General features: G+C 63.5%; 14 protein-coding genes, 1 tRNA gene and 1 other annotated feature. Of the genes, 12 read left to right on the plus strand and 3 right to left on the minus strand.

Translation table 11 applies throughout. From position 1 onward, the window contains the following. From AB5Y59_RS00055 to AB5Y59_RS00075, 5 genes are all read left to right on the plus strand, one after another. Positions 1-1,479, plus strand: a 1,479-nt coding sequence (locus tag AB5Y59_RS00055) for a hypothetical protein (RefSeq protein ID WP_368211211.1), incomplete at its 5' end; no start/stop codon positions are given. Positions 1,480-1,551: 72 nt separating this feature from the next. Then, on the plus strand, positions 1,552-4,188 hold the full coding sequence (locus AB5Y59_RS00060; protein ID WP_368211212.1) for a sulfotransferase: 2,637 nt from the start codon (positions 1,552-1,554) through the stop codon (positions 4,186-4,188). Further along, positions 4,182-5,483, plus strand: coding sequence for a TolC family protein (locus tag AB5Y59_RS00065; protein ID WP_213320747.1), 1,302 nt, complete (start codon positions 4,182-4,184; stop codon positions 5,481-5,483). Before AB5Y59_RS00060 ends, AB5Y59_RS00065 begins: the two co-directional genes overlap by 7 nt. A 52-nt stretch (positions 5,484-5,535) precedes the next feature. Continuing rightward, on the plus strand, positions 5,536-7,644 hold the full coding sequence (locus AB5Y59_RS00070) for an ATP-binding cassette domain-containing protein (protein WP_368211214.1): 2,109 nt from the start codon (positions 5,536-5,538) through the stop codon (positions 7,642-7,644). Continuing rightward, positions 7,634-8,848: an HlyD family efflux transporter periplasmic adaptor subunit gene (locus tag AB5Y59_RS00075; protein WP_052688010.1), complete on the plus strand. Its 1,215-nt coding sequence runs from the start codon at positions 7,634-7,636 to the stop codon at positions 8,846-8,848. The genes AB5Y59_RS00070 and AB5Y59_RS00075 overlap by 11 nt, the downstream gene beginning before the upstream one ends. A gap of 188 nt (positions 8,849-9,036) precedes the next feature. Here the strand turns inward: AB5Y59_RS00075 and AB5Y59_RS00080 are convergent. Continuing rightward, positions 9,037-9,113 (minus strand) — tRNA-Arg (locus AB5Y59_RS00080). Between the two features lie 50 nt (positions 9,114-9,163). Further along, entirely contained in the window at positions 9,164-10,315 is a 1,152-nt protein-coding gene (locus tag AB5Y59_RS00085; protein WP_368211216.1) for a flagellar assembly protein FlgT, read from the minus strand. 265 nt (positions 10,316-10,580) lie between these two features. Between AB5Y59_RS00085 and AB5Y59_RS00090 the strand changes: the two genes are divergently transcribed. Further along, positions 10,581-11,201, plus strand: a complete 621-nt coding sequence (locus AB5Y59_RS00090) for a FlgO family outer membrane protein (RefSeq protein ID WP_368211218.1) — start codon at positions 10,581-10,583, stop codon at positions 11,199-11,201. An 88-nt stretch (positions 11,202-11,289) separates the two neighbouring features. Beyond that, positions 11,290-11,715 (plus strand): LPP20 family lipoprotein, encoded by a 426-nt coding sequence (locus tag AB5Y59_RS00095; protein ID WP_010673311.1) that lies wholly within the window; start codon positions 11,290-11,292, stop codon positions 11,713-11,715. A 539-nt stretch (positions 11,716-12,254) separates the two neighbouring features. Here AB5Y59_RS00095 and pheA read toward each other — a convergent pair. After that, positions 12,255-13,427: a prephenate dehydratase gene (gene pheA / locus AB5Y59_RS00100; protein WP_010673312.1), complete on the minus strand. Its 1,173-nt coding sequence runs from the start codon at positions 13,425-13,427 to the stop codon at positions 12,255-12,257. Between the two features lie 38 nt (positions 13,428-13,465). Further along, positions 13,466-13,599: a sequence feature (Phe leader region), on the minus strand. A 191-nt stretch (positions 13,600-13,790) separates the two neighbouring features. Here pheA and AB5Y59_RS00105 point away from each other — a divergent pair. The 5 genes from AB5Y59_RS00105 (at position 13,791) to AB5Y59_RS00125 (ending at position 17,935) form a co-directional block, all read left to right on the plus strand. Further along, on the plus strand, positions 13,791-14,390 hold the full coding sequence (locus AB5Y59_RS00105) for an HAD family hydrolase (protein ID WP_368211234.1): 600 nt from the start codon (positions 13,791-13,793) through the stop codon (positions 14,388-14,390). Between the two features lie 114 nt (positions 14,391-14,504). Then, positions 14,505-15,368 carry a hypothetical protein gene (locus tag AB5Y59_RS00110; RefSeq protein ID WP_368211220.1) on the plus strand — a complete coding sequence of 288 codons (864 nt, stop codon included), beginning with the start codon at positions 14,505-14,507 and terminating at the stop codon, positions 15,366-15,368. Between the two features lie 88 nt (positions 15,369-15,456). Next, positions 15,457-16,011 carry a DUF3157 family protein gene (locus tag AB5Y59_RS00115; protein WP_039041373.1) on the plus strand — a complete coding sequence of 185 codons (555 nt, stop codon included), beginning with the start codon at positions 15,457-15,459 and terminating at the stop codon, positions 16,009-16,011. Positions 16,012-16,189: 178 nt separating this feature from the next. Then, complete coding sequence (locus tag AB5Y59_RS00120) at positions 16,190-16,819, plus strand: outer membrane beta-barrel protein (RefSeq protein ID WP_039041374.1); 630 nt, start codon at positions 16,190-16,192, stop codon at positions 16,817-16,819. A gap of 171 nt (positions 16,820-16,990) precedes the next feature. Continuing rightward, positions 16,991-17,935, plus strand: coding sequence for a DUF523 and DUF1722 domain-containing protein (locus AB5Y59_RS00125; protein ID WP_167825321.1), 945 nt, complete (start codon positions 16,991-16,993; stop codon positions 17,933-17,935). Positions 17,936-18,057: the final 122 nt, after the last annotated feature.

Genomic DNA, 18,057 nt, shown 5'->3' on the forward strand with positions numbered 1-18,057 from the left:
TACGCCGATTACGTCTCGGGCAGTGGCACGGCCTCCTTGCTGTTCCAATACACTATTCTGGCGGGCCAGACCGATGCCAACGGCATCAGCCTGGATGCCGATGCACTGCAAGCAAACGGCGGCACGTTGCGCGATGCAGCGGGCAATGCCGCCAATCTGGCTCATGGCGTGGTGGCGGATAACGCCGGCTACCTGGTGGACACCACGGCCCCAGCTGTCAGCAGTGTGGGTATCACGGGGGCCAGCGGTGTGCAGAGCAATACCCTGAATGCCGGTGACGTGGTCAGCGTCACCGTGACCATGGATGAAGCGACCGTGGTCGATACCACGGGCGGCACACCCCGTGTGGCGCTGAATATCGGGGGCAGCACCGTCTACGCCAATTACGTCTCGGGCAGTGGCACGGCCTCATTGCTCTTCCAATACACCATTCTGGCGGGTCAGACCGATGCCAACGGCATCTCGATCGTTGCCAATGGCCTGGAGGCCCACGGTGGCACCCTGAGCGATGCCGCGGGTAATGATGCGAACCTGAGCCATTCCCTGGTGGCCGACAACGCCAGCTACCTGGTGGATACCACGGCGCCTGTGGTGAGCGGGGTCAGCAGCACCACGGCGGCGGGCACCTACGGCGTGGGGAGTGTGATCAGCATCCAGGTCAGTTTCAGCGAGGCGGTCACCGTCTCTGGCACGCCGCAACTGACGCTGGAGACCGGTGCCACGGATCGGACCATCAATTACGTCAGTGGTTCAGGCTCCAATACCCTGACCTTCAACTACACGGTGCAGGCGGGGGACACCAGCGCCGATCTGGATTACCTGAGCGCGGCGGCACTCGGCCTCAACGGCGGCACCATCCGCGACGCTGCTGGCAACAACGCCACGCTGACCTTGCCGACCCCGGGCGGGGCCGGTTCGCTTGGGGCAAATGAAGCCATCGTGATCGATACATCCGGGCCTGTGGCCGACACCAGCATAGTGGTGTTTGACCTGGTGCAGGGGGTCAGTTCGGACCACAGCAGCCGCACTTTCGATGCCAATACTAGCTACACCATTTATGTCCGGGTCAACAGCAATTCATACCAATTGAGTACAGATGGCACATCGACCAACCCCGGTGCGACATGGGACGAATGGAAAGGGGCCAGCAATTTGGGGGCAGATGACAAGATCGTTCTTGTGGGCACTGGTACTCCTGTGCGTGGAAGCACCTTCTCGAATAATTTTGTCTCTCGCCTCCAGGTAGGAGTTAACGCAGGTGGTGGAACTCATTACGTAGGGTGGTATGACCCTACAGCTTTAGGTGCCACTGCGTATGCCAACGGTATCTTTAATCGAGCAATAAATTGGGGCAATCAGGGTCAAGCACAGCTTTGGACAAGCGGTTACTGGGCCAACTTGAATGCGGGCAAAGCGCTCAATGATGTTTATCTGCTCCAGATGCCAAACGGTGTCCTGACCTCTCAAGGGCTGGTCTGACCCGGCTCTAATTATTCACCCTTAATCGCCCCTCATTGAGGGGCGATCTAGCCCCAGGATCTCGCGGTTCCCATGAGTTCACCCTCCCTATTGCGCACGCTGGCCATGCAGCAACAATTTGTGCTGTTGCAGGAGGCCTGCTGCGCCCCACAAAACCCCGCCGAACAGGTATTGCTGGCGCTGGCCTGTGCCCAGCTTGGCGAGCTGGATGCCGCACGCCACGCGCTGGCAGGGCTGGATCTTGCCGCTCTTGACGTCGACGGACGTGTCGACCTGGCTGCCGTCCAACTGCTCTTGGGTGAGCTCGATATGGCGCAGGGGCTGCTCGAGGCAGCCCGGCATGACGCACCGGATCATGCGCTGCTGTTGGCACGGCTGGCGACCTGCCAGCTTCGACGCCAGCAGACGGAGGCGGCGCGGCAACTGTATGAGCGAAGCCTTTTCCTGGCGCCCAATATCCTGTTCTACCAACAACTGCTGCGCCTCTATTTGCAGGACGGGGCCATTGCATTGGGCGAGCAACTGCTGACCCGGGCCGAGGACTTCTGGGAGGGGGAGCGGGAGCACTGGCCCGAGCCACAGGCGGCTTGGCATGGCCAGCAATTGCGAGGTCTGCGTCTGGAGTTGTGGCTGGCGGCAGAGGAATATGCCGCCGCCGATGCCTGGCTGGACGAGCAGCAACGCTTGCTGGGCGAAGAGGATTATTGTGGCCTGGTCAGGGGGTACGCCCAGCGGCTGGCCGAGCAAGGTCGCCATGCCCAGGCTGAGGATGCCTTGTGCCGGGGAGGAAGAGAGTATCCCGACCATCCCGGCTTGCATCAGCATCGCGCCGAGCTGGCTGAGCTGCAAGGGCGCTCGTCCCAGGCCATTGCCTTGCTGCAGCGGGCCATCCATCTGGCGGGCCAGCAGCAACAGCCCGTGCTGGCATTGCGCCTCAAGCTGGTTGCCGTTGCGACCCAGGGGCAGACGGCGTTGGCCAGAGAGATGGCCACTCAGGCCCTCGAAGAGGCGCAGGCATTGCCGCCGTCAGAGCATCTCGACGGGGCTCCCCGATCCCACTGGCTGGCCGAAGCACAGGTGGCGCTGGCCGGGGTCGAGGCGCAGGAGCAGCAGTATGACGAAGCCGACGCGCGCTACAGCCAGGTGCTGCAAGCGCATCCGCAACAGGTGCCGGCCTTGCTGGGGCTGGGGCAGTTGTACCTGCAACTGGGACGTATTGAGGAGGCGGTGGCGCTGTTTGAACGGGTCAAGGAGCTCGACCCGGTGCGCGGATATGCCTCGCTTATCAATGCGCGGCGCTTCCCGGAGGATGACGCCACCCTGCACCATCTGGAGGTGCTGGCCCGCCGCCCCGGTCCAGAGGGGCTGGTGAAACCCGGTCTGCTGTTGCAGTTGGCGGCCTCCTGGGAGAAGCGCCAGGACTATGCCAAGGCCTTTGCCCTCGCCGATGAGGCCAACAGCGCCAGCCGCGCCTTGCTCGGCTATGATCCGGCGGCGCACCGGCAAGCTTGCGCACGCATCCGTCATGCCTTCAGCAGATCGCTCTATGAACATCGCCGGGGTATTGGCAATGACTCGACGCTGCCGGTGTTCGTGCTGGGCATGCCGCGCTCCGGCACCACGTTGATCGAGCAGATGCTGGCCGGCCACAGCCAGGTCCACGGTGCGGGCGAGCTGGGGCTCATCCCCGGCGTGATTGCGGGCCTTGAACGGTGGGAGCGCCGGGTCGGTTCCGGCCGACATTACCCCGACTGTGTGGACGATCTGGACGCCAAGGTGATCGCGGGCATCACGGGCAATCTTCTCAAAGAGCTGCAGGAGTATGCTCCCGGGGCGCGGCATGTGGTGGACAAGCTGCCCCACAACTTCGAGAACATCGGTCTCATCAAGCTGCTCTTCCCCCATGCGCGGATCATCTCGGTGCGGCGGGATCCCCGCGATATCGCCATCTCCAACTACTTTACCGATTACGCGGCCAAACACGGCGGCATGGGCTTTGCCTATGACCTGACCTGGATAGGGGAACAGCTCGCCGACCATAACCTGCTGATGCACCACTGGAACCAGCTCTTCCCCGGGGAGATCCTGGAGGTGAGCTACGAGGATGTGCTGGCGGACCCCGAACGCGAGGCGCGGCGCATGCTGGATTACGTCGGGGTGGCCTGGGAGCCTCAGGTCCTCAATTTCAGCGAGTTGCAACGGCCGGTGAAAACAGCCAGCGTCTGGCAGGTGCGCCAGCCGCTGTACAAGAGCTCCATGGCCAGATGGGCGCGTTACGAGGCCCATCTTGCCCCGCTGCTGCGTGGCACCAATGGGCGCATCCAATGGCAGCCAATCGACGACATGGTGGCGCTACCCGTGCCCGGCTTGCTGGAAACGGGCGTGGCGCGCTACCGCGAAGAGAAGCTGGACGAGGCCGAGCACTGCTTCAAGCAGTTGCTGCATCACCTGCCCGAGCACGCTGCCGCCACCTTCATGGTGGGGCTTGTCTATGTGCGCAAGGGCCATCTGGCCGAGGGCATCGCCCTGATGCACAAGGCCCACGAACAGTGCCCCTGGCATGGGCAATGGCGCGAAGATCTGGCGCAGGCATATACGCTATCGGGCGAGCCGGAAAAGGCGGCGCAACTGTTGCGCAAGGCGCCGCCTGTGGCACAGACAGCCTTGCCCCACAACGAACAGGAAATCGACGAAGAATGTTCATGGTAACTAGCTTGCCGCGGCTGAGGCGGCATGGCCTGCTGCTCCTGAGCCTGGCCGTGTTGACCCTGCCCGCGAATGCACAACAGGCCGATGGCTTGCAGGCGGCGTTGCAGGCGGCCCTGAGCCAGCACCCTGCCGTGAGTGGCAAACGGGCACAGATCGAGGCAAGGGAATACTCTGCCGATGCAGCCCGCAGTCAGCGCTACCCCAGCGTGACTGCCCAGGTGCAGCAGTATTCAGAATCGAGTCGGGATACTGCGACCGGAGAGGACCTCTCCACGCCGGTGACGTTGCGCGCTCGCCAACCTTTGTGGGCATTCGGGCGCATCGACAACAGCATTGCGTTTGCCGATGCCGACACAGAGGTCGAGCGTGTCGACCTGCTGCGAGTGCGGCGCCAGTTGCTGGAACAGACCGCCGTGGCCTACTCCAATGTCCTTGGCAGCCGTCAGCGCCTGGAGGTGGTTCAAGCCAGTCTGGCTGCCCATCAGTCGCTGTTCGAGCAGATCAGCCGCCGGGAGCAGGGTCAGCTGGCGTCGACGGCCGATGTTCGCCTGGCGGCCACTCGCCTCGCGCAAGCCAGGGCGAGGGTGGAGCGATACGAAGGGGAGCTGGCCATTGCGAGAAGCGATCTGCTGGCACTGACCCAGACGCCCGTACCGGCCCGACAACCGGTGACACCGGATCTGCTGCAGGTCAGCGAGGGCGAGGCATTGCACCAGGCCGCCCTGCAGGGCAGCGCCGAAGTGCGTTACAAGAAGCAGGAGATCGAGCGGGCCAGGGCGAGTGTGGAGCAGGTCAGAACAGCCTCCATGCCCACGCTCTACCTGCAAGCAGAGCAGGATTACGATCAGCCATCCTACCGGGATGATACCCGGGTCAGTTTGGTGCTGGAGGGCACGCTGGAGGGGATGGGCTTTGCGACCCGTGGCAGGACAGACGCGGCGGTGGCGCAGCAGAGCGCGGCCGAAGATGACCTGGCCTACGCCGTCAGCGAGCTGGAGCGCAGCGTGCGTCGCCTGCAACGCAGCCGTGAGCTGCAGGCCGGGCTGGTGCGGGTACAGACTGAGTCGCTGGCGGAGTTGGGGGCCGTGCTGGGATCCTATCAACGCCAGTATGTGGCAGGGACCAAGAGCTGGCTCGATGTGCTGAATATCCAGCGCGAATTCAGTGAACAGCAGTTGCAACTGGTCCAGGCAAAGAGTGACTGGGAGATTTACTCCTTGCAATTGGCTGCCCTGACAGGGGGGCTGGATCCCCTGGTGACCTTGAACGGTGAGGAGTTACAACCCCATGGATAGGCAAACCGCCGAGCAGGCGCCGCACGGCATGTCATCTGCGTTGGTGACACACTTGTTGGCTACGTTACAGATCCCGTTCGACCGCGATGCACTGGCACAGGCGTGGGAGCAGGCGGCGCCAGCCACTGCCACCCTCGGGCCCGCACAGTGGTTGAGGCAGGTACTGATCCAGGCCGGATTGAAGAACCTTGCACCCGTGCAACTCGCCTGGCGTCGTCTTGATCAGCGCCGCTTGCCGGCACTGGTCTGTTCCCAGGGGGAGTGGGTGCTGGCGGAGCGGGATGCCACGGGTTGCCTGACCCTGCTCGATGGGGCAGGGATGCGCCGTGAGGCCGATGAGAGCGAGCTGCAGGATGCCCTGGTGGTCTGGCTGCGGGCTCCGGTGAGCAGACGTGCCGATGCCGACAGTGTCTTCTCCGGCAACCTGGCGTCTCGCCTGGTGTGGCGAGAACTCTTTCGAGAGCGGGGCTGGCTGTGGAAAGTCATCGTGGCCACCGTGCTGGTGAACCTGCTGGCCGTCGGCACGTCCATTTTCGCCATGCAGGTCTATGACCGTGTGGTGCCGACCCTGGCCTATTCGACCCTGACCACCCTGGTAACCGGCATGGGATTGATCATCCTGCTGGACTGGATGCTGAAGATCACCCGGGCCAGGATCCTGGACAGCCTCTCTTGTGCCGTCGACAAGCGGGTTTCGCAGCAGGTCTTCGAGCATGTGCTGCATCTGCGTCTGGATCAGCAGCCGCGCAGCCTGGGAACTCTGGCGGCCCAGGTTGGCGGGCTGGATGCCGTGCGTCAGTTCTTCAGTGCCGGCGTGGTGTTTGCACTGGTGGATCTGCCCTTTGCCGCCCTGTTTCTGGCATTTATCGCCATCATCGGCGGTGCGGTGGGCTGGGTGTACACCCTGCTGCTGCCAGTGGCATTGCTGCTGGGATATGTCAGCCAGTGGCGCCTTCGCGCCTTGCTGTCACAGCAGATGCTGCGCAGCAACGAGCGCCAGGGGTTGCTGGTCGACACGATCCGGGGCGCAGAGACGATTCGCGCCAACAATGCCGGCTGGCGTTTTGCACAGGAGTGGCAAGACGTGACGGCGACCATCGATGGCTACAACATCCAGCAGAAGGCGGTCAGCAGTTTCTCCAGCGTCAGCACCAGCAGCCTGTCAACCCTGGCCTATGTGGCCGCCGTGGTTGTCGGGGTATGGCAGATCGAGGCTGGCCTCCTGACGATGGGGGGGATGATCGCGTGCAGCATCCTGGGGGGGCGGGTGATCGCCCCCATCGCCCAGAGCGTCCAGTATCTTGCGCAGTGGCAGCAAGTCAGACAGGCGTTGCAGATGGTGCACCAGGTCTTGTCCCTGTCGCGGGATCGGCGCCCGGAGCAGCAACTGCTGCTGCCGGACGAACTCCCCAGGGAGGTGGCCCCGGAGCGCGTGCGTTTCGCTTATCCCGAATCGCCCATCTGCCAGCTCGACATCGAGCGCCTGCAGTTCAAATCCGGTGAGCGGGTATTGCTGGTCGGGCCGATCGGGTGTGGCAAGTCGACGCTGCTCAAGATGCTGGCCGGTCTGTATTGCCCCAGCGAAGGCCGCATCCGTCTGGGAGACGCCGATCTGTGGGAGATCGATCCCCAACTGGTGGCAAGCCAGGTGGGGTATCTGCCGCAAGCCGTACAGCTGTTCAAGGGCACCCTGCGCAGCAATCTGGCCCTGACCGGCGTGACCAGCGACTCTCGCCTGCTGCAGATCACCCGCGAGCTCGGCATCGACGGCATTGCGGCATCCAGCCCTCAGGGGATGGATCTCGTGATCAGCGAGGGAGGAGAGGGGCTCTCTGGCGGCCAGAGGCAGCTGGTTGCGCTTGCTCGCGTCCTGATCAACCAGCCCAGGGTATGGCTGCTGGACGAACCGACGGCGGCCCTTGACGGCGAATCCGAACAGCGTGTCTGGACGGCCTTGCAAAGGGCGATACAGCCCGAGGATATCGTGATCGTGGCGACCCACAGGCCCATGGCGGCCGCCCGGCTGGCGACGAGGGTCATCGCCATGCAACAGGGGCGGGTGGTCAAAGATGGCACGCCGGATCGGGTGCTGACACAGATGCTCGCCCGACCGGCGGCATCTTTGCACCCTGGCAAAGGAGGAATGCTTGATGTGGTCTGATCGTTTCCTGCAAGACGATGATGCGCGTACCCAGGCTCGGATCCGCAAGTTGCAGAACTCTCACCGGGGCCGTCAGGGCTGGTTGTGGATGACGGCGCTCCTGATGGCGATCTTTGTTGCCTGGGCCTCATGGTTTCGGGTGGACGAAGTCGCCCGTGCCACGGGCGAGGTCATTGCCAGCAGCCGGGTGCAGATTATCCAGTCGGTGGATGGCGGCGTGCTGGAGCAGTTGCTGGTCAAGGAGGGGGACAGGGTGGCCCCCGGTCAGTTGCTCGCCCGTCTGGAGCAGACCAGAGTGGGGGCGTCGGTCGGAGAAGTGGAGGCCCGCCTGTTTGCGCTGGAGGCGAGGGCCACCCGGCTGCGGGCGGAAGTCATCGGTGAACCGCGACTCACCTTCTCACCTGACCTGCTGGCACGCTCTCCCGAGACGGCCCGTGTCGAGGAGGCGCTGTTCAAGCAGCGCCAGACCGGCCTCAGGGAAGAGCTGAGAACCATGCGAGTGGCGGTGTCACTGGCCCAGAAGGAGCTGCGTCTGGTGGAGCAGCTCTATGCTGATGGCGATGCCAGCGGCTCCGAGCTGCTGCGGGTGCAGCGTGGGCTCAACGAGGCCGAGGCCCGGCTGGTGAACCGGCGCAACCAGTTCCTTGAGGAGGCCAGACTGGAGCTGGCCAAGGCGGAGGATGACATGGCGCAGGGCGCGCAGACCCTGACCCTGCGCAAGCAGGAGCAGCAGGACAGCATGTTTACCGCCATGGTGCCTGGCATCGTCAAGAACATCCGGGTCACCACGGTGGGCGGTGTGCTCAGGGCCGGGGAGGAGCTGATGCAGATCATCCCGGTCGACGACGATCTGATGATTGAGGCCAAGGTGAGCACCGCGGACATTGCCCGTGTGGTGCCGGGTCTGGAAGCGACGATCCGTTTCGACACCTTTGACTACACCATCTTTGGCGGCGTGAAGGGGGAGGTGGCCTATGTCAGTGCTGACAGCCTCAAGGAAGAGACCAGTCGCGGCATGGACATCTATTATCGCGTGCGGATCAAGCCTGCCAGCTACCCCGTGACCTCCACGACGGGCAGGGAGATCGACGTGTTGCCGGGGATGACGGCCCAGGTGGATATCCGCACCGGTGATCGTACCGTGATGGACTACCTGCTCAAGCCCCTGCGCAAGACCCTGAGCGAGTCATTCGGAGAGCGCTAGATGGGATTGAGGGGACGTGACCTCGTCCCCGAGCTGATGCCTGCCTGATCTGGCGGGCATGGCGCACAGGCCGTGGCGAGGGTCATCGCTCCCCGAGGCCCGCCATGTGGCGCCCGGGATGAGGGGGGAAATGGCGCAGAAACGCACAAGGGGCTGGCATCATGACGATGCCAGCCCCTTGCTGTGTATGGTGTTCCCGACTGGAGTCGAACCAGTGGCCTGTCCCTTAGGAGGGGACCGCTCTATCCTGCTGAGCTACGGGAACCTTGTGGCGGGCATTATACAAGAAGCATTGTGCTTTTAAACCCTTGATTCCTATTCCAATACGGCCAGGTCACCGATTTGGACATTGAACGGCGAATATTTGTTCTGACTGCTGATGATGGCGCCATCCTCGAACAGCTGCACCACCTCGAACAGACCGTCTGCGGGGTTGCGCATCACCCTGGACTTGCCATAGGGGTCGACGAAGTCGGCGCTGTGCTGGACCCGGAACTGGTCCCCGAGTTTGACCCCGTTGCGACGGCCCAGGTTGATGTGGGGGCCGCGCTCGTGCTGGGCCACGATCCGGGCGGTGACGGGGGCACAGGCGAGTTCGGCGGCGATGTCCTGGGCCGCCTCCTTCAACTGGTAGCCCACCTCCTGGCCAAAGCTCGACTGCCAGAACTGGCCGCCGCTGCTGCCCACCTGTTCCCGCTTGGAGAAGGTCCAGTTGGCGCGGCCCTTGTACTCCTTGCGGCCGAGCAGGCTGCCGTTGATGCCGTCGAACAGGTAGAGCTGCATGGAGAAATTGCGCACGGGATCCTCATACCAGCTGGTGAGGGCGTTGCCCTGGGGCTCGAGGGAGAGGTCGTCGATGCTGCCGAGCACCAGATACTGGCTGTCGGTGCGCAGGCTCAGGGCCTTGATCTCCTCGAGGGCGCTGCGATCCCCCTGTTGCAGATGGAGAGGGTCGATGCGCAGGTTCTCGTCCAGCCACTGGCGTGCGACCACCTGGGGCGTCGTCGCCAGGGTTTCAAACAGCCGGCGGGAGAGATCGGCGGGCATGTCGTCCAGGGCACCGGTGCTCGCCTGGTCCGGGTAGCGCATGCGCAGGCGCACCAGCGTCAAATCCTTGGCGTAGTGCTGGGTCTGGCAGATCTGCCGCTCCGCCTGGATGTCGGCCACGAGGGTGATGTACATGCGGCCGTTGCGCACCTCTTCGCGCTTGAGGCGGTACTGACGGATGTCGCCGCCGGAGCGGATCTGGATCTGCTCGGAGCGCAGGCTGCCGTTTTCCAGGCGCTGGATGCTGGAGACGGAGGCACCGCTGGCCAGCAGCGCCTGGCGCAGGGCATCCCGGGTCGCCTGCTCGCGGGCGTAGACCTCGTCGCCCCCCAGAATGGCGGCACTGCCCTGGGCCTCGATAAGTTCGGCCCTGGCCGACAGGCTGGCCAGCAGCAGGGTGAACAGCAGCGAAACTTTCATAACAAACACCTTGAGTGGGCGACCCCGCTGCCGCCGGTGGGGCGGGTCAGGGATCCTGGACACAGATCCGGTCTGCACCGGAGCGGGTGACCAAATAAAAGCAAGAACCATGCCTTCTTCCCTGGCCGGAGCCCGTACGGTGGGCTCCGGTGGCACAGTGCGCGCCTTTGCCCGGGGATCATCGAGGATCCTGCGCGCATTCCCGCCTCAAGTGTTGGCGGTTGCGACCGATAACAGGTCAGGTGCAGATACAGGAAAGGTATCCATGAAGAGAGTTATCACGGTGCTGGCGGTGGCGCTGGCATTGGTCGGTTGCGGGTCGGCCGACCCCATCAATCGGGAGCTGGGAGACCCTCGCCAGGCGGCGAAGGGGATGGAGCTCAACTGGCTGGTGGCCCGCATGACGGATCAGCTGATGGAGCGCAAGTCTCTCACGACCCTGACCGAGCCCATTGCGGTCGCCTCCTTTGTCGATCTCGACACCCTGAAGGACACCAACTGGATGGGGCAGCAGATCGAGGAGAGCTTCATCTACGAGCTGAACCGGCGCGGTGAGGTGGTGGTGGACTTCAAGACCACGGGCAGCATCCAGGTGACCCCGCAGGGGGACTTCGTGATGAGCCGCAACTACAAGGATCTCTCGTCCCGGCTGCCCATCTCCCGCATTCTGACCGGCACCTTCAGCCGCAATCAGCAGGGGATCCTGGTCAACGCCCGCATCATCGATCTGCGCACCAAGATGGTGGAGACCACGGCCCAGAGCCTGATCCCGAAACAATATTTGTCCGGTGCCAGCAACTCCTTTGGCCGGGCCTCCATCAATCGCGGTTACCTGATGCGGGGGGGCCAGAGCCCGTCCGGTCATCTGGTCAACCTGACCCCTTGAGGTGGCGCGTCATGAAGCGTGAAGCGGGCTGGCTGACATTGAGCCGTGAAACATCGGGTGTGGTGAACAGGAAAACGGGGAAACAGCGATGAAAATCTTGTTGGGTTGCCTGATGGCCATGTTGCTGACGGCGTGCAGTGGCAACCGGGTGGTGAACTATGACGTGGGCGAGAAGCCCGATGACTTCCCGGTGCTCAAGGCGGTGGGGTATGCGGTGATCGACATCCAGCCCGGTCCCTCCCAGTCCGAGAAGATGTTGCAGGCGATCCGCGCCTCCAAGATGGACGCCTACCGGGAGCTGGCGGAGCAGCTCAACGGCCAGCAGGTGCGCGGCCAGAGCAGCTACAAGGACCTGACCCAGACCTCCAACTCCCTGGATGTGTCGGTGGCGGGCATGGTGCGCGGTGCCCGGGTGGTGGCGACCTATCCCCGTGGCAACACCTATGCCACCGAGCTGGAGCTCGACACCCGCAACCTCTATCACCTGAACCAGCTGATGGCGGGCCAGTTCTAGGGCGGGTCCGGGGGGCGCCGGCATGAGCCCGGCGAGCATCACGGCACAGACAAAGGCGAGCGCAGGCTCGCCTTTTTGTTTGGTCGGGAAGGGGCTCGGATCTGCGGGGAATCACCGGGGTTGGCGCCTTGGACGGGATAGGACCTGCGGTGAGGGTAACCGGGGTTGAGGGGCCGGGCGGGATCCGGCCTGTGGCGAGGAAAAAGGGGGCCGAGGTAGTACAAGAGGCGCCCGGGCGCCGGAATGGCGGCCTTTTTTGTTTAGGAAAATCTAACGATATAGCCATGTCGTTAAATAAAGCCAAACGATAGGAAGGCCCGGCAGGCGGCAAAAGGGGGCCGCAACGGGAGGAAGATGGCCTGATGGTGAGTGGAAAGACAGCCGCGCCAGGATCCCGGGTCCACGAGGAAGGGGGTGGAGGGCGGTTTAACGCCGGAAGGGAAGGGCGGGACTGGGCCGCGTCTCACGGGGAGGGCGCAGAGAGCACAAAGGCGAGCCGGGGCTCGCCTTTGTGTGGCAGGGGCGGGATCCGCTCCCCATCAGCTTCCCATCAAGACGGGCGGCACGGCGGTCGGCTTGACGTCTTCGCTCGGGTAGCAGCCCAGCACCTTGATGTAGCGGGTGATCTTGGTCAGCTCCAGCAGGGCGGCCTGCATGGCCGGGGTCTGCAGGTTGGCGGAGACATCCAGGTAGAACATCTCCTCCCAGGGGTTGCCCTGCACCGGACGGGATTCCAGCTTGGTCATGTTGATCTCGTGGCTGCGCAGCACCAGCAGCGCCTCCACCAGGGAGCCCGGCTTCTGGGAGGTGGACATGATGAGGGTGGTCTTGGCCGGGATCTGGGGCGCCACGTCGATGGGCTTGCGCGCCACCACGATGAAGCGGCTGTAGTTCTCCTTCTGGTTGGCGAGCTGCTCGGCCAGCACGTCCAGGCCGTAGAGCTCGCCGCCGGCGGCGCTGCCGATGGCCGCCGCTTCCGGGCTTGCCAGCTCCTTGACCTTCATCATGGCGCTGGAGGAGGAGTCGCAGATCTCGTGGCGCGCCCCTTCCAGCTTGCTGAGGTAATGGGAGCACTGCTGGAACACCTGGGGATGGGCGTAGAAGGTCTTGATGCGTTCGATCTCGGTGGGCACGGCGGTGAGGATGCAGTGCTCGATGGGATAGGTGAGCTCACCCACGATGGAGAGGGTGGTGTGCTGCATCACGTCGTACACCTCGTTGATGGAGCCCGAGCTGGTGTTCTCGATGGGCAGCACCCCGAAGGCGGCGCGGCCCGACTCCACGGTGTCCAGCACCTCGCGGAAGTTCTGGCAGTTCACCTCGATCACCTGATCCTTGTAGCGGGCCAGGTACTTGCGGGCGGCCAGGCTCGAGTAGGAGCCGCGCGGTCCCAGGTAGGCGACGCTGGTCATGGGCTCCTGCTGCTGGGGATTGAGCAGGCTCTGCAGGTAGGCCTGCTGGGAGAGCACGGAGTCTTCGATGATGGTGTGGTAGATGCGGGTGATGTACTGGGCATCCAGTCCGAGGGCGCGCCCTTTCTGGATCAGGGCGACCAGCAAGTCCTGTTCGCGCTGGTGGTCACGGATGGGACGGGGATTGGCCTGCTTGGCGCGGGCGACCTCGATGCTGAGGGTCTTGCGTTTGGCCAGCAGGGCGAGCAGCTCCTGATCCAACTGGGTGATGTCGTGTCTGATCTCGTCGAGCGTTGCCATGGTGGTTCCCTATCCAGTGATTCTGTGGTGTGTGGTGCAAAAAAAAGCCTCCGCTGGGGAGGCTCGATTCGTCTTTGGTTTCTGTTTACGCGAATGGTTCACGTGACGACGGGCCTTCCCTCATGTGGGCCGGGTAAACGAGAAAACAAAGAAGAATGGTGTGTTCATGGGCGTGTCCTGAATGTAACGCCATAACCATTAAGGGATTTGGCGGTGCGATGCAAGTAAAACTTGCCCGGGGGCGTTGAACGGGGCAGGGTGGTGGCTCGGGTTGCCGAGGGAGAGTGAGCGTCGTTCTGGTCCCTTTTTGTGGCGACCGCCGTGACCACATCCGTGGCAACAACACATAGAGGGGACGAGACGATGGCGGTGATCTTCGATCTGGGCAGGGTGGTGGTGCGCTGGGATCCGGTGGCCATAGTGAGTGGGGTGCGCGGACCCGAGGGGGCGACAGCGATCGCGGAGCAGCTGTTCAACCACCCGGACTGGCTGGAGGTGGACAGGGGGACCCTCTCCCTGCACACCATGGCCCGTCAGGCGCAGGGGCGCACCGGCCTGTCGATGGCGGAGAATCTGGCCATCTTGCAGGCGGTGCCGCCCTCCCTTGTGCCGGATCCCGACATGGTGGCGCTCATCGAAGAACTGCACGGTGCAGGCCACACCCTCTATGCCCTCTCCAACATGGGGCACGCCAGCATCGACTGGCTGGAGCAGCATCAGTCCTTCTGGCGCTTCTTCAGCGGCAAGGTGGTGTCGGCCCGGGTGCGGATGCTCAAGCCCGAGCCCGACATCTACCGTTATCTGCTGGTGTCGTTCGACCTCAAGGCTGGGGAGTGTCTCTTTATCGACGACAGCCCGGCCAACGTGGCGGCGGCCGAGGCGCTCGGTCTGCGGGGGCTGGTCTTCACCGATCCGACCCGGTGCCGGGCGCATCTGATCGCTCAGGGGTTGTTGCCTGCCTGAGGGGAGCCAGTTTCGCTTCGCAGCGAAAAAAGTGGGGGAAGCGTTGATTTGGGGCAAATAATGTACAGTTTTACCCGCACTCTTTAAGTGTATATTCAGCTTGGGGCGGGCAAAATGGTATCCAGTTCATCATCCGGAGTTGTTGTTATGGATGCCAATGTTGTTGCGCTGAATCGGGGATACGATCAGACCTTTCAAGCCAGGGAACAGAGGCTCATCAACACCCTGGCTGGTTACAGCGAACTGCTTGTCTCCTTCTCCGGCCGACTGGAATCCTGCTACAGCATGGATCTGTGCCGGGCCAGCGGGGTGCGATTTCGCGCCATCACCCTGGACAACCCCACCCTCAGCCGCCAGTCGGTGGCCAGGGCACAGCGCTACTGCCGGCACTACGGCATCCCCCATCAGGTGCTCAAGACCGACGAGATGATCTTCAGCGCCCACCTGGGCCACCTCGCCGAGGTGACCGACCCGGTGCGCTACCTCTGCCAGCAGCTCGAACATGAAGAGGGCCCGCCGCTGCTGATGTCGGCCTCGGTGGAGGAGAAGCGGGAGTACCTGCGCCGATTCCACAGCCTGCCCGCCAACACCCTCTGGATCTTTGCCGAGCAGGGGATGACCAACCGGGATTTTCGCTACGGCTTTCACCAGCGGCAACTGGCGCTCTGGGGAGACGTGGGGGAGGCCTGCCTGAGCCGGCGGTTTGTCGATATGACCTCCCTGGACAGGCGGCACCTGCGGATGGTCGACATGGCCGAGCAGATGCTGGTGGACATGGGGCTGGGGGGCGCCCAGGTCTTCTTCCATACCCTGGGTGACAGGGTCACCACCCTTGCGAGGATCCGGGTGCCCGAACGGCTGCGGGCCCTGGTGTTCGACATGCAGCCCACCATCCAGAAGGCCCTCAGGAGTGCCCAGTTCGATCTGGTGACCCTGGATCTGGCCACGCTGGAGGATCCCCCCCCCCTGGTCATCTGAGCCGGGGCGTAACGTGAGGGGGGTCATAGGCAAGGAGGGCGCGACTCTTTATACTGCCCCCTTCGCATCCTTTATCGAGTGCCTGCCCATGAAACCCCTCTCCCGACTGCTGGTCGCCCTCTGTCTGTGCCCTCTGCTGGCCGAGGCGGCTCCCCTGCACCAGATCACCTTGCCGGATGGTCGCCAGGTGCAACTCAATGACGATTTCACCTGGGAATACCTGCTGGTCAAGCCGGCAGCCACGGTAGCCGGTCAGGCAGTGACGGCGAGTGTCGCGGCCCCGGTGCTGACCGAGCAGGCCATGGCCCATCCCGACTTGCTCTCCCAGGCGACCCGGGACGGCATCACGGTGAAGCTGGACCAGGTGGCGGGGGACGATCCCCTCAGCCTGCAGTTCGTGGTGAGCAACACCGGCAGTCGCAACGTGGTGCGCGTCAACGGCAGCCTGACCCTGTTCAGCGCCGACGGGGTGCAGCTCTCGAGCGAGCCCGTGCGCTTCTGGGTCGGGGAGAACCGCCTGCCTGACTCCTACCTGCGCAAGGGGGAGGCACGCGCCTCCCGGGCCATCGAGCTGGCACGACCCGCCGGCCTCACCGGCAAGCCGCTGGTGCGGGTGCAGATCGACGAGGTGGAGTTCCGCTAGGATGACGGCGGGGGAGCCCTGGCTCCCCCGCAGAGTGTTGCACCGGTAACCGCCAGCAATATCCGCTTACATCTGACATGGTTTGGCAACAGCTTGCTCCTCGGCGTTGCCCCCTTTGCCCGTCACAATGGCTCCATTCCAGTTAGGTCCGCCTAACTCAACCCATGGAGTCAACAAAATGCAAAAGATCGCACTGTCTGTTCTGGTTCTGGCCGGTCTCTCTTCCACCTCCGTCCTGGCGCAAGATGCCTTCAGCTATGCCAAGGGCTCTGCTACCTGGGCCCACACCAAGTCTGACTACATCGGTGGCAAGGATGGGGAGAACCGCGACTTCGGCGGCCTGAGCCTGGATCTCTCCAAGAGCTTCACCAGCAATGTCTATGGCCGGATCGGCAGCGAATACACCTCCCGCAGCAGCGGCAACGACAGCATGGCCATCTCCAGCCTGGGGATGGGTGTCTACACCCCCCTCAGCACCGGACTGAACCTCTACGGTGAAACCGGCCTGATGGGCTACAGCCTGGAACGGGAGCTGGCCTCCGACGTGAACCATTCCGGTTGGGATACCCTGGCCCGCAAGAAGAGCGGCAGCCTCTACGGAGAAGTGGGCCTGCGCTACGACATCGGCGCCGTCGAGCTCTCCACCGGCTATCGCTACGCCAACATGACCGACGACATGCACGACTTCAAGGCGGGGGCGGCCTACAAGCTGACCCAGAACCTGGCCCTCACCGCCGACTACACCTATCGCAACTGGGATCTGCAAAAAGGCTCCATCTCCAGCCTGGGTGTGAAATACAGCTTCTGATCATCCTTCCTGCAGGGTCTTCACCTTTACCCATGACTTCGGTCATGGGTTTTTTTATGGGTGCTGATCCGCCCGCCGCCCCTGGCCGTATCAGTTCGCAATAGTTATACAGCTTCCAATTTTTTGTATAACTGCTATAACTTACTCAAGGCTTATACAAGGGGCTTCATCATGTACAAGATCAAGGTCGGTATCAGTGCCTGTCTGCTCGGCCAGGAAGTGCGCTTCGACGGAGGCCACAAACGATCCAGTTTCTGCGAACGGGATCTGGGTGCCCATTTCGACTATCACCCCGTCTGCCCCGAGATGGCCATTGGCCTGGGCGCCCCCCGCGCCGCCATCCGGCTGGTGAAGCGCCAGGGCGAGGTGCGGGCCGAGGCAAGCAACGGCAGCTTCGACGTCACCGACAAGCTGAGTGCCTTCAGCGAGCAGAAGGCACGCCAGCTCGACTTTCTCTCCGGCTACATCCTCTGCGCCAAGTCCCCCAGCTGCGGCATGGAGCGGGTGCGCATCTATGGCGCCAACAACGAGGGGAGCGCCAAGGAGGGGGTCGGCCTCTTCGCCAAGGCGCTGATGGAGGCCAACCCCCTGCTGCCGGTGGAGGAAGATGGCCGCCTGTGCGACCCCATCCTGCGGGAGAACTTCGTCCTGCGGGTCTTTGCCTACCACGACTGGCAGCAGCTTTGCGCCCGGGGGATCACCGCCTCAGCCCTGATCCGCTTCCATTCACGCTACAAGTACCTGGTGCTCTCCCACGCCACCACCCACTACCGGGCGCTGGGGCGCCTGCTCGCCAACCTTGGCAAGGCCAACCTGCAGGAGGTGGCCGACAGCTACATCCAGGGGTTGATGGCGGCGCTGACTCTTCGCGCCAACCGCCGCAGCCACACCAATGTGCTGATGCACCTGCAGGGCTACTTCAAGCGGGTGCTGACCCCGGCCCAGAAGCAGGAGCTGTGCGACACCATCGACAAGTACCGCACCGGAGTCTTCCCGTTGCTGGTACCCCTTACCCTGATCCGCCACTACCTGCGCGAGTACCCGAACCCCTATCTCGCCGAGCAGGTGTACCTCAATCCCCATCCCGACACGCTGAAATTGCGTTACGGGCTGTGAAGGTGTGGCTGGATTTGGCCGATCAGGCCTACCTCGACCTTCATCCCGACACGCTCAAGCTGCGCTACGGGCTCTGAACCCCCTGTGCAGGCCCCGGTGGATGACCGGGGCCTCTTCCCAAC

The sequence above is a fragment of the Aeromonas sp. s10 genome, assembly GCF_040907975.1.
Lineage (GTDB): Bacteria > Pseudomonadota > Gammaproteobacteria > Enterobacterales > Aeromonadaceae > Aeromonas > Aeromonas caviae.